The organism is Pseudomonas sp. Sample_16 (genome assembly GCF_004307665.1).
Taxonomy (GTDB): domain Bacteria; phylum Pseudomonadota; class Gammaproteobacteria; order Pseudomonadales; family Pseudomonadaceae; genus Aquipseudomonas.
On sequence record NZ_RCOB01000135.1, the window covers coordinates 1 to 11,642 of the forward strand.

Here is an 11,642-nt window from a genome sequence, read left to right on the forward strand (position 1 = left end):
TTTCCTCAAGGACATCGACGGCCTGGAAACCAACCGCATCAATCAGCTGCAAGTGCTGCCGACCCTGCAAACCACCCGCGACGAGAACATCTTCGCCTTCGGCGACTGCGCCGCCTGCCCGCAGCCGGGCAGCGACCGCAACGTACCGCCGCGAGCCCAGGCTGCGCACCAACAAGCGTCACTGCTGGCCAAATCGCTGAAGCTACGGATCGAAGGCAAGGCGCTGCCGGAATACAAGTACACCGACTACGGCTCGCTGATTTCGCTGTCGCGTTTTTCGGCAGTCGGTAATTTGATGGGCAACCTCACCGGCAGCGTAATGCTTGAAGGCTGGTTGGCGCGGATGTTTTACGTTTCGCTGTATCGTATGCACCAGATGGCGCTGTACGGGCCGTTCCGTACGGCAATGCTGATGCTGGGCAGCAAGATCGGACGTGGGACTGAGCCACGGCTCAAGCTGCACTAAAACACGCCAATCCCTGAGGGAGCGGGCTTGCCCGCGATTGCGGTGTCTCAGTCGACATCTTCGCTGAATGACCCACCGCAATCGCTGGCAAGCCAGCTCCCACAAGTTTTTATGGTGTTCGAGAGCGTTTTTCGAAGACAAAAAAAAATCCCCGTATCTTTCGATACGAGGATTTTTAATATGGTCGGGGTAAGGGGATTCGAACTCCTGACATCCTGCTCCCAAAGCAGGCGCGCTACCGGACTGCGCTATACCCCGGTTTGAAATTGGCTCCGTGACCAGGACTCGAACCTGGGACCCAATGATTAACAGTCATTTGCTCTACCGACTGAGCTATCACGGAACTACATATTTCAATTTACAACATTGAAGCTTTACTGCGTTCTCTTCGACTCGTTCGCATCGCTGCGTTCGTGTGTCTGAGGCGCGCTATTCTACAATCTTCAGCACCTCTGTCAACCCCCTAAATTGCTTTCAAGTTAATGATTTGCAACTTATTTTGGATTCCTGCTTGGGGAGCAAAAACCCTGGCGGGTGACTGACTGCGGGGCGCACTTTACAAGCCTTTTCCTTTGAGTTCAACAGCCTAACGAAAAAAAGGCCTCGCAATGCGAGGCCTTTTCATTTTTGCTGCCGCCGAGGATCAGACGAAGACGATTTCGTCGTTTTCCACCACACCGTGGGCTGTGTCGCCTGGCATGAATCGGCCCGACAGAATCAGCTGTGCCAGCGGGTTCTCGATCCAGCGCTGAATCGCTCGCTTGAGCGGCCGAGCGCCATACACCGGGTCGTAACCCACCGCGATGAGCTTATCCATCGCCTCAGGGCTGAGCTCGAGTTTGAGCTCACGTTCAGTCAGACGACTACGCAGACGACCCAACTGGATCTCGGTAATGCCGGCGATCTGATCCCGCGCCAACGGTTCGAAGATCACCACTTCGTCGACCCGGTTGATGAACTCAGGCCGGAAGTGCGTGGAAATCGCATCCATTACCGCCGCACGCTGTGCTTCACGATCACCGACCAGTTCCTGGATCTGCACCGACCCCAGGTTGGAAGTCATGACGATCACAGTGTTCTTGAAGTCCACCGTGCGGCCATGGCTATCCGTCAGGCGACCGTCTTCAAGCACTTGCAGCAAGACGTTGAACACATCCGGGTGCGCCTTCTCGACTTCGTCCATGAGGATCACCGAGTAAGGCTTGCGACGCACCGCCTCGGTCAGATACCCGCCTTCTTCGTAGCCGACATAGCCTGGTGGCGCCCCGATCAAGCGAGCCACGGAATGTTTCTCCATGAATTCGGACATGTCGATCCGCACCATCGCCTCTTCAGTGTCAAAGAGGAACTCGGCCAGCGCCTTGCACAGCTCGGTTTTACCGACACCGGTAGGGCCGAGGAACATGAACGAGCCGCTCGGCCGGTTCGGGTCGGACAACCCGGCGCGGGAACGCCGTACCGCGTTGGAAACCGCGACCACCGCTTCGTCCTGGCCAATCACACGCTGGTGCAACAGGCTTTCCATCTTCATCAGTTTTTCGCGCTCGCCTTCGAGCATCTTCGACACGGGAATACCGGTCCACTTCGAAACAACTTCGGCGATCTCTTCTTCAGTCACCTTGCTGCGCAGCAACTGGTTTTCCGCTTTGCCATGCTGGTCGACCATTTGCAGGCTGCGTTCCAGGTCCGGGATCACCCCGTACTGCAATTCCGCCATGCGGTTCAGGTCGCCCTTGCGGCGAGCGGTTTCCAGTTCCTGGCGGGACTGTTCGATCTTTTGCTGGATCTGCGCAGAACCCTGCACCTCGGCTTTTTCCGAATTCCAGATTTCTTCGAGGTCCGAGTACTCGCGCTCATGCCGAGCGATTTCTTCCTGGAGTTTTTCCAGACGTTTCTTCGCTGCGTCGTCGCTTTCTTTCTTCAGCGCCTGGGATTCCACCTTCAGTTGAATCAGGCGACGCTCGAGTCGGTCCAGCACTTCGGGCTTGGAATCGATCTCCATGCGGATGCGGCTGGCAGCCTCGTCGATCAGGTCGATGGCCTTGTCCGGCAATTGCCGGTCAGTGATGTAGCGATGACTGAGCTTGGCCGCCGCGATGATCGCACCGTCGGTGATCGCCACCTTGTGGTGAACCTCGTAGCGCTCTTTCAGGCCACGCAGGATGGCAATGGTGTCCTCTTCGCTCGGTTCGTCCACCAACACTTTCTGGAAGCGCCGTTCGAGAGCGGCATCCTTCTCTATATATTGGCGGTACTCATTGAGCGTGGTAGCGCCGACGCAATGCAATTCACCGCGCGCCAGGGCCGGCTTGAGCATGTTGCCTGCATCCATCGAGCCTTCGCCCTTACCGGCGCCAACCATGGTATGCAGCTCGTCGATGAACAGAATGATCTGTCCTTCCTGCTTCGACAGTTCGTTGAGCAATGCCTTGAGCCGCTCTTCGAACTCACCGCGATATTTGGCACCGGCAATCAACGCCCCCATGTCCAGGGACAACAGGCGTTTGCCCTTGAGGCCATCCGGCACTTCACCATTGATGATGCGCTGGGCCAGGCCTTCGGCGATCGCGGTTTTACCCACGCCAGGTTCACCAATCAGCACCGGGTTGTTTTTGGTGCGGCGTTGCAGCACCTGAATCGTACGGCGGATTTCGTCGTCGCGGCCGATCACCGGATCAAGCTTGCCCTCTTCAGCACGCTTGGTCAGGTCGACGGTGTATTTGTCCAGCGCCTGACGCGCCTCCTCGTGGTTCGGGTCGTTGACGGCTTCGCCACCGCGCAGGTTGTTGATCGCGTTTTCCAAAGCCTTTTTGCTCACGCCCTGACCGAGCAACAGCTTGCCGAGCTTGCTGTTTTCGTCCATGGCGGCGAGCAGGACCAGCTCGCTGGAGATGAACTGGTCGCCCTTCTGCTGAGCCAGACGGTCAGCCTGGTTGAGCAGACGCGCCAGATCCTGCGACATATTGACGTCGCCGGTCGGGTTCTGGATTTTCGGCAGTTGGTCGAGCTCTTTGGTCAGCTCTTTACGCAGGCTGTTGACGTCGAAGCCCACCTGCATCAGCAGGGGCTTGATCGAGCCGCCCTGCTGTTCGAGCAAGGCCTGCATCAAGTGCGCCGGCTCGATGGCCGGATGATCGAGGCCGACGGCCAGGGATTGGGCATCGGACAACGCCAACTGCAATTTGCTGGTTAAACGGTCTATACGCATGGGTCACCTTCCTTTTGAGCAGGCCGGACCTATAAAACATCCTGAATGAAGAAACCTGCCAGATACCGTTATAGATGCGGTCGATTCTGGGAGTTTCAAGCATCAATACATTGATGCAGATCAGAGAAGCTTAGCGGGCGAGCCAGATCAAGGAGGCGAACCGACCGGTGCGAGGGGCCCGGCGGTAAGAATAGAAACGCGGGTCGGTCACGGTACAGAAACCGCCACCGTAGACAGCGGTGACGCCGCGAGCAGCCAGGCGCAGACGCGCAAGCCTATAGATGTCGGCCATGAACTTGCCGGGGTTTTGACTCGGCACGAAGGCTTCAGCCGCCTGCGGCAATTGCTGCACGAAGGTTTCGCGCACTTCCGGGCCGACTTCAAAGGCTTGCGGGCCAATGGCTGGACCGAGCCAGACCAATACTTCGGCAGGTGGCACCGCCAGACTGTCGAGGGTGGCTTCCAGCACGCCAGCCGCCAACCCGCGCCAACCGGCATGGGCTGCAGCAACGCGGGTACCGGCACGATCGCAAAACAGCGCAGGCAGGCAATCGGCGGTCATCGCCGCGCAGGCGACGCCCGGCGTTGAGGTCCAGCTGGCGTCAGCCGTGTCCACCCGGCCCGGATCGGCATGGGCCACGACAATGCCGTGGACCTGCTGCAGCCAGGCCGGTTGAATAGAGAAATGATCGGTAAGACGACGGCGATTTTCGGCGACGGCCTCAGGGCTGTCGCCGACGTGATCGCCGAGGTTGAGGCTGTCGAACGGCGCCAGACTGACGCCGCCCGCACGGGTGGTCACACAGGCTTTGACCCCGGCCGGCGCGGGCCAGTCAGGAATCAGCCAGTCACTCATCCGATGAACGCCTCGCGGTCTTGCTTGAGCAGGGTCAGCAACCAGACGAAATCTTCCGGCAGCGGCGACTCCCAACTCATGCGCTCACCGGTCGTCGGGTGATCCAGCTCCAGGAACCGTGCATGCAGTGCCTGACGCGGGAAGTTTTTCAGCGACTCGACCATGGTCGGGTTGGCTGCCGGCGGAATCCGGAAACGACCGCCGTAGGCAGGATCTCCGACCAACGGGAAGTTGATGTGGGCCATGTGTACGCGAATCTGGTGCGTACGACCGGTCTCCAGCTTCACCCGCACGTGAGTGTGGGAGCGGAAACGCTCAAGCACGCGGTAGTGGCTGACGGCCTGCTTGCCCCCCTCCATTACCGCCATGCGCTGGCGCTGCTGGCCGTGGCGACCGATTGGCGCGTTGATCTTGCCGCCAGCCGTTACCACACCGATCACGATGCATTCATAGATGCGGCTGACGCTGCGGCTCTGCAACTGTGTAACCAGCTGCGTCTGCGCCTGAATGGTCTTGGCCACCACCATCAGACCGGTGGTGTCCTTGTCCAGGCGATGCACGATACCGGCGCGGGGCACATTGATGATGTCCGGCACATGGTGCAGCAGGGCGTTGAGCAAGGTGCCGTCGGCGTGACCGGCAGCCGGATGCACCACCAGGCCCGCAGGCTTGTTGATCACCAGGATTTCGTCGTCTTCGTAGACGATGTCCAGGGCTATGTCTTGAGCGACCCATTCGCCCTGAGCTTCCTGCTCGGCAGTGAGTTCAAGAATGGCGCCACCATGAACGATGTCTCGCGGGCGGATAACCGCCCCATCCACAGTCAGGCGGCCGTCTTTGATCCAGGCGGAAAGGCGCGAGCGCGAGTGCTCAGCGAATAATTGTGCGGCGACTTGATCGAGGCGTTGGCCGCCCAATTCGGACGGCACCTCTGCGCGAAGTTCAATTTTATCGGACATGCTCAGACTAGGCGTCGGCACAGCCTTTGGTTTCGGCTGCGCGCTTGTGGTTAAATACGGCGTCTTTTGCCCCGAGGCTATTCAACGGGGCGCTCATCATAACAGGACGGCCACGCCCAAGACAGCGGCCGTCATAGGGACGCAAGCCGCCATGCAAGTGAAACACCTGCTGCTGATCGCCATCCTCGCATTGACCGCTGCTTGCTCATCGAAGGAAGTCGTAGACGAAAACCTGAGTGAAGTCGAGTTGTACCAACAGGCTCAAGCCGACCTGGACAACAACAGCTACACCAGCGCCACCGCCAAGCTGAAGGCTCTGGAATCGCGTTATCCGTTCGGTCGTTATGCCGATCAGGCTCAACTCGAGCTCATCTACGCCAACTACAAGAACGCGGAACCCGAGGCTGCAAAAGCCGCTGCGGAGCGTTTCATTCGTCTGCATCCGCAGCACCCGAATGTCGATTACGCTTATTACCTCAAGGGCCTGACTTCTTTCGACCAGGACGTTGGTCTGCTGTCGCGCTTCCTGCCGCTGGACATGACCAAGCGTGACCCGGGTGCCGCGCGCGATTCCTACAACGAGTTCGCCCAGCTGACCAGCCGCTTCCCGAACAGCCGCTACTCGCCTGACGCCAAGCAGCGCATGATCTACCTGCGCAACCTGCTGGCAGCCTACGAAATCCACGTTGCCGACTATTACCTGACCCGTCAGGCCTATGTCGCTGCGGCAAACCGTGGGCGCTATGTGGTGGAAAACTTCCAGGAAACCCCATCGGTCGCCGACGGCCTGGCGGTGATGACCGAGGCCTACCAGCGTCTGCATCTCGACGAACTGGCCGCCACCAGCCTTGAAACCCTGAAACTCAACTACCCGAACCACCCATCGTTGGTGGACGGTCAGTTCGTACCGTCGGTTGACGAAGCCGACAACCGTTCGTGGCTGAGCAAGGCCACCCTGGGCCTGATCGAATCCCGTCCGCCGCTGCCGCCGGGAGAAACCCGCGCCAACCAGGACGTGCAGAAGCAGTTCCAGGACGCGAAGGATGCCATTCCGAACGAACTCAAGCCTAAAGACGCAGATGGCGAAGTGATCGAGGAAGAGGAACACGAAGCTGAAGGCAACAACGAAGACCGTTCGTGGTTCAGCTACATGACCTTCGGCGTGTTCGACTGACACGACCGGCGGTACAAAAGGGAGACGCTTGAGTCTCCCTTTTTTATTGGGTTTTTTTTGTGGTTGGCGAATGCGCTGTGCGCCTGTCATGTCCCCGGCTAAACTGCCTGTTCATCAGCCAATAAAGCAGCTCATCATGCTTCGTATACTCTTCTGGATCGCCGTGATTGCCGCCGCGGTGTGGTTCTGGCGCAAGTACAAGGGCCAGGCCTCCTCTCCCAAATCCAATGCCGAGCTGGAAGCAGCGCCAATGGTCCGTTGTGCTCATTGCGGTGTGCACCTGCCACGCGATCGCGCACTGAACCTTCAACAACAGTGGTATTGCAGCCAGGCTCATCTTGAGCAAGGCCCCGGTTCCAGTGATCGCTGAGGCATCCAGTCACAGCGACAAGCAGGCCCAGCGCCTGCTGCGCCTCTATCATCTCTACCGTTTAAGCGTCGGCATCATCCTGGTGCTGCTGATCTCCAGCAACATGGATAACCGGTTGCTGACGTCAGCCAACGACGATTTACTGCGCATTGGCAGTTGGTTGTACCTGGTGCTGAATATTGTGCTGGTGGTCTTCTTCGAGAACACCCGTCGACCGGCACAACTGTTCAGCCTGGCACTGCTCGATATCTTTCTGCTGTGCGGCCTGTTCTACGCCGGCGGCGGTGTGGCGAGCGCCATCGGCAACTTGCTGATCGTCTCGGTGGCCATCAGCAATACCTTGTTGCGAAGGCGCATCGGCCTGTTGATTGCCGCCCTCGCAGCGATCGGCATCGTCGGTTCAAGCTTGCTGTTGAATTTCAGCCATCGCGCCAGTCCCAACGACTATTTGCAAGTCAGTACCCTCGGCGCCCTGTGTTTTGCCGCAGCGTTGCTGGTACAGGGCCTGGCCCGACGCCTGGAAGTCAGCGAAACGCTGGTGGAGCAGAAGGCCAGCGAAGTCATCGGCCTCGAAGCACTCAACGCGCTGATCCTGCAACGCATGCGCACCGGCATCCTGGTGCTCGACGATCAGCGCCGAGTGCAATTGGCCAATCACAGCGCCTTGACCCTGCTGGGTTGTGATCGCCTTGAAGGCCGACTGATCGACGAGCTCCTACCGTCGCTCGTCGAGCGTCTGCACCTGTGGCTCAACAACCCGACGCTGCGCCCCCAGAGCCTTAAAATCGCCAGCAGCGGCATGGAGCTGCAACCCAGTTTCATTGCCCTGGACCCGAGCCCACAACACCAGACCCTGGTTTTTCTCGAAGATATCGCGCAAATCGCCCAACAAGCCCAACAAATGAAACTCGCCGCCCTTGGCCGCCTGACCGCCGGTATCGCCCATGAAATACGCAATCCGCTGGGCGCCATCAGTCACGCCGCACAGCTATTGCGAGAATCAGAGGAACTGAACAGCGCCGATCAACGTCTGACGCAGATTATTCAAGACCACTCTCAACGAATGAATCGGGTAATCGAAAACGTCCTGCAAATGTCCCGCCGCCAACAAACCGTGGCGCAGCGCCTCGACCTGAAGCCGTGGTTGCAACAGTTCGTCACTGAAATTCGCGAGGCCGCGACCGAGCGTCAGCGGATACACCTGAACATCGGCCCCGGCGACTTCAAGACGTTGATGGACCCGGACCAATTGCACCAGATCATCGACAACCTGATACGCAACGCCTGGCGCCACAGCGCGCAAAACCACGACCTGGCGCAAGTCTGGCTTGAATTGTTCATTGATCCCGACAGCCAGTTGCCGATCCTCGAAGTGCTCGATGACGGGGCCGGTGTGACGCCGGACCATCAGGCGCAACTGTTCGAACCGTTTTTCACCACCAGCCACCAGGGCACCGGCCTTGGGCTGTATCTGTCCCGTGAGTTGTGCGAAAGCAACCAGGCACGCCTAGACTTCAAACCACGCCAAGGCGGCGGCTGCTTTCGCATCACCTTTGCTCACGGACGGAAACAAAGTTGAATATGAGCCCACGGCAAAAAGTCCTGATCGTCGACGACGAACCGGACATCCGCGAACTCCTGGAAATCACCCTGGGTCGGATGAAACTCGATACCTACAGTGCGCGTAACGCGAGCGAGGCCCTGGCCCTGCTCAATCGCGAAACATTCGATCTGTGCCTGACCGACATGCGCCTGCCCGATGGCACCGGCCTGGAGCTGGTGCAGCACATCCAGCAACGTTATCCACAGATCCCGGTGGCCATGATCACGGCGTATGGCAACGTTGATACGGCAATCAACGCGCTCAAGGCCGGCGCTTTCGACTTCCTGACCAAACCGGTGGATCTCAACCGCTTGCGGGAACTGGTCAACAGCGCCCTGCTCCTGCCCTCTCCTGGCGTCGCCATCGACCGACGGTTGTTGGGCGATTCGTTGCCCATGCGCAACTTGCGCAAGCAGATCGACAAATTGGCGCGCAGCCAGGCTCCGGTGTACATCAGCGGCGAATCCGGTAGCGGCAAGGAGTTGGTGGCGCGGCTGATCCATGACCGTGGCCCACGTGCCAACCAACCCTTTATCCCGGTCAATTGCGGAGCGATCCCGTCGGAACTGATGGAAAGCGAGTTTTTCGGGCATCGCAAAGGCAGCTTCAGCGGCGCCATCGAAGACAAGCCCGGCCTGTTCCAGGCTGCGCATGGCGGCACGCTGTTCCTCGACGAGGTGGCTGACCTGCCGCTGCCAATGCAGGTCAAACTGCTGCGGGCGATCCAGGAAAAAGCCGTACGCAGCGTCGGCGGCCAGCAGGAAGAGGTGGTCGATGTGCGCATTCTTTGCGCCACGCATAAAGACCTTGGTGGCGAAGTCGCCGCGGAACGCTTTCGCCAGGACCTCTACTACCGTTTGAACGTGATCGAGCTACGAGTGCCGCCCCTGCGCGAACGCCGTGACGACATCGAGCCATTGGCCAGCCACGTACTCAAACGGTTGGCAGCCGATACGGGTCAAGCGCCGGCAAAACTGCACCCGCAAGCACTCGAGGCACTGAAAAATTACCGTTTCCCCGGTAATGTGCGGGAACTGGAAAACATGCTCGAACGGGCGCACACCCTCTGCGAAAACAAACAGATCGAGGCCGGCGACCTGCGATTGGCCGAGGGTAACTGCACGCCTGAGGGCGGGGTGCCGGATCTGACGCAAATCGACAATCTGGAAATGTATCTGGAAAACGTCGAGCGCCAGCTGATTCTTCAGGCACTGGAAGAAACCCGCTGGAACCGCACGGCGGCGGCTCAGCGGTTGAATCTTTCATTCAGGTCGATGCGTTACAGGCTGAAAAAATTAGGGTTGGATTGAGGGCCCCCATCGCGGGCAAGCCCGCTCCCACAGTTTTTGCGTCGAACACAAAATCGAGAACTCCCCGCTTCACTGTGGGAGCTGGCTTGCCCGCGATGGCAATCTGACAAGCAACAAGTTCCTGACGGTCAAATCCGCCCGGACGGAGCATACGGCGCCGGGTCAATAATCGGATCGCGATCCAACATCACATCGGCAAACAACTGGCACGACGCTGGCGCCAGCACCAGCCCATTGCGGAAATGCCCGCAGTTGAGCCACAAGCCTTCAAACCCGGGCACCCGGCCAATGTAGGGAATACCTTGCGGCGAACCCGGGCGCAAACCGGCCCAATGCCCGACCACTTCGGCATCCGCCAACGCCGGGATCAGCTCAACCGCCGAGGCCTTGAGGCTCTCCAGCGCCGATTCGGTTGGCGTCTTGTCGTAACCTTCATACTCCAGCGTACTGCCGATCAGAATGTGCCCGTCGCGCCGGGGAATCGCGTAACGCCCCTTGGCCAGCACCATGCTCGGCAGAAAATCCGCCGCGCACTTGTAGAGAATCATCTGCCCTTTCACCGGCTCGACCGGCAATTCCAGGCCCAGGCTCTTGAGCAAATCACCGCTCCAGGCACCCGCGGTCAAGACCACTTGATCGCCATGAATCGCACCACCAGAAGTCTGCACACCGACGACTTTTTCGCCTTCGCGAATAAAACCAATGACCTCGCACTGCTCATGAATCGTCACGTTCGGCAGTGCCTGCAGTGCTGCCTTGAGCGATTTCACCAAACGCGGATTGCGAACATTGGCTACATCAGCCATGTAGATGGCCCGGGAAAAACCACCGCCCAGCACCGGCACCGCATCGTGCGCCGCCGAGATATCCACAGCCCGCAACGGACGGTTCTCGCGCACTGCCCAGGCCAGCGCCTCGGCCTCGTCGTCCAGATCGAGCCAATACAGACCGGTGGTATGCACCTCTGGATCGACCCCGGTGGCAGCAAACAAGCGCTCACCCAGCTGTGGATAAAAGTCCTGGGACCAATGAGCCAGCGCGGTAACTGCCGGGTTGTAACGCCATGGATAGAGCGGCGAAACAATGCCGCCACCCGCCCAGGACGACTCCTGACCGACATTCGAACGGTCCAGCAGCACAACGCTCTGCACTTCGGACGCGAGATTGAATGCCGTCAGCAGGCCGATTACCCCGCCACCGACAATCACCACTTGCTGTTGCCTGTTCATATTGTGATCCAACCGATAAATAGACAGTGGACGCAAAAGGCGCCCGAAAAACCTCAGCGACCCCAGCAGTCCTTGGTGGTCAGGCCGGCCGTGGCGTTGACCATGCCGCGCACGCCTGTATTGGTGATCGTGAAATCACCGCACTTGTCGGTCGCCATGGCTGTACCGGCCTTGCGCACCGCCGTCAGCAGGAAAGTCTGGTCGGTCAGGGTCGACGTGATGGTGTAGTAATCATTACCAGGGCTCAGGCCGGCAACGCCGGTATACACATTCTTTTGTGTATAGAAACGCTCGAGAATCTGCGCCTGCTCGGAAAGCAGGCCGGCCACTTCGGCACGACGGCCCTTCTTCAGGTACTCGGTGAAACTGGGTGCAGCGATGGTCATGACAATCCCGATGATCGCAATCACGATCATGATTTCGATCAGGGTAAAACCGCGGTTGGATCTGTGCATGCCTCAACTCTC

The 11,642-nt window shown here is 59.1% G+C and carries 10 protein-coding genes and 2 tRNA genes; 5 read left to right on the top strand and 7 right to left on the bottom strand.

The annotated features are described in order from the left end of the window. On the top strand, positions 1-466 hold a 466-nt coding region (locus tag D8U69_RS18130), incomplete at its 5' end, for an FAD-dependent oxidoreductase (RefSeq protein ID WP_177434580.1). Between the two features lie 181 nt (positions 467-647). On the opposite strand, the gene D8U69_RS18135 is transcribed toward D8U69_RS18130, so the two are convergent. From D8U69_RS18135 to rluD, 5 genes are all read right to left on the bottom strand, one after another. After that, positions 648-724, bottom strand: a tRNA-Pro gene (locus tag D8U69_RS18135). A gap of 9 nt (positions 725-733) precedes the next feature. Continuing rightward, positions 734-809, bottom strand: a tRNA-Asn gene (locus tag D8U69_RS18140). Positions 810-1,109: 300 nt separating this feature from the next. Then, positions 1,110-3,674, bottom strand: a complete 2,565-nt coding sequence (clpB, locus tag D8U69_RS18145) for an ATP-dependent chaperone ClpB (RefSeq protein ID WP_056855647.1) — start codon at positions 3,672-3,674, stop codon at positions 1,110-1,112. 130 nt (positions 3,675-3,804) lie between these two features. Beyond that, the gene (gene pgeF, locus D8U69_RS18150) at positions 3,805-4,530 is read right to left on the bottom strand and encodes a peptidoglycan editing factor PgeF (RefSeq protein ID WP_056855648.1); all 726 of its coding nucleotides are present in this window, start codon (positions 4,528-4,530) and stop codon (positions 3,805-3,807) included. Next, the gene (gene rluD, locus D8U69_RS18155) at positions 4,527-5,489 is read right to left on the bottom strand and encodes a 23S rRNA pseudouridine(1911/1915/1917) synthase RluD (RefSeq protein WP_056855649.1); all 963 of its coding nucleotides are present in this window, start codon (positions 5,487-5,489) and stop codon (positions 4,527-4,529) included. The genes pgeF and rluD overlap by 4 nt, the downstream gene beginning before the upstream one ends. Positions 5,490-5,640: 151 nt before the next feature. Here rluD and D8U69_RS18160 point away from each other — a divergent pair, with 151 nt between their 5' ends. The 4 genes from D8U69_RS18160 (at position 5,641) to D8U69_RS18175 (ending at position 9,946) form a co-directional block, all read left to right on the top strand. Continuing rightward, a complete protein-coding gene (locus tag D8U69_RS18160) occupies positions 5,641-6,663 on the top strand; it encodes an outer membrane protein assembly factor BamD (RefSeq protein ID WP_056855650.1) in 1,023 nt (340 codons plus the stop codon). A gap of 136 nt (positions 6,664-6,799) precedes the next feature. Next, positions 6,800-7,033 (top strand): PP0621 family protein, encoded by a 234-nt coding sequence (locus D8U69_RS18165; protein ID WP_056855651.1) that lies wholly within the window; start codon positions 6,800-6,802, stop codon positions 7,031-7,033. After that, positions 7,023-8,612, top strand: a complete 1,590-nt coding sequence (locus tag D8U69_RS18170) for an ATP-binding protein (protein ID WP_130907862.1) — start codon at positions 7,023-7,025, stop codon at positions 8,610-8,612. Before D8U69_RS18165 ends, D8U69_RS18170 begins: the two co-directional genes overlap by 11 nt. Before the next feature lie 2 nt (positions 8,613-8,614). Then, the gene (locus D8U69_RS18175) at positions 8,615-9,946 is read left to right on the top strand and encodes a sigma-54 dependent transcriptional regulator (protein WP_130905868.1); all 1,332 of its coding nucleotides are present in this window, start codon (positions 8,615-8,617) and stop codon (positions 9,944-9,946) included. A 128-nt stretch (positions 9,947-10,074) separates the two neighbouring features. Here D8U69_RS18175 and thiO read toward each other — a convergent pair whose 3' ends face one another. Together thiO and D8U69_RS18185 are read right to left on the bottom strand one after the other, a co-directional pair. After that, complete coding sequence (gene thiO / locus D8U69_RS18180; RefSeq protein ID WP_130907841.1) at positions 10,075-11,175, bottom strand: glycine oxidase ThiO; 1,101 nt, start codon at positions 11,173-11,175, stop codon at positions 10,075-10,077. Between the two features lie 53 nt (positions 11,176-11,228). Next, positions 11,229-11,630, bottom strand: coding sequence for a type IV pilin protein (locus tag D8U69_RS18185; protein ID WP_056855655.1), 402 nt, complete (start codon positions 11,628-11,630; stop codon positions 11,229-11,231). Between the last annotated feature and the right edge of the window lie 12 nt (positions 11,631-11,642).

Excerpts from the sequence above, each read along its gene's own strand:
- D8U69_RS18185 (WP_056855655.1), bottom strand. The coding sequence starts at position 11,630 with ATGCACAGATCCAACCGCGGTTTTACCCTGATCGAAATCATGATCGTG.
- clpB (WP_056855647.1), bottom strand. The coding sequence starts at position 3,674 with ATGCGTATAGACCGTTTAACCAGCAAATTGCAGTTGGCGTTGTCCGAT.
- rluD (WP_056855649.1), bottom strand. The coding sequence starts at position 5,489 with ATGTCCGATAAAATTGAACTTCGCGCAGAGGTGCCGTCCGAATTGGGC.
- D8U69_RS18165 (WP_056855651.1), top strand. The coding sequence starts at position 6,800 with ATGCTTCGTATACTCTTCTGGATCGCCGTGATTGCCGCCGCGGTGTGG.
- thiO (WP_130907841.1), bottom strand. The coding sequence starts at position 11,175 with ATGAACAGGCAACAGCAAGTGGTGATTGTCGGTGGCGGGGTAATCGGC.
- D8U69_RS18175 (WP_130905868.1), top strand. The coding sequence starts at position 8,615 with ATGAGCCCACGGCAAAAAGTCCTGATCGTCGACGACGAACCGGACATC.
- D8U69_RS18160 (WP_056855650.1), top strand. The coding sequence starts at position 5,641 with ATGCAAGTGAAACACCTGCTGCTGATCGCCATCCTCGCATTGACCGCT.
- pgeF (WP_056855648.1), bottom strand. The coding sequence starts at position 4,530 with ATGAGTGACTGGCTGATTCCTGACTGGCCCGCGCCGGCCGGGGTCAAA.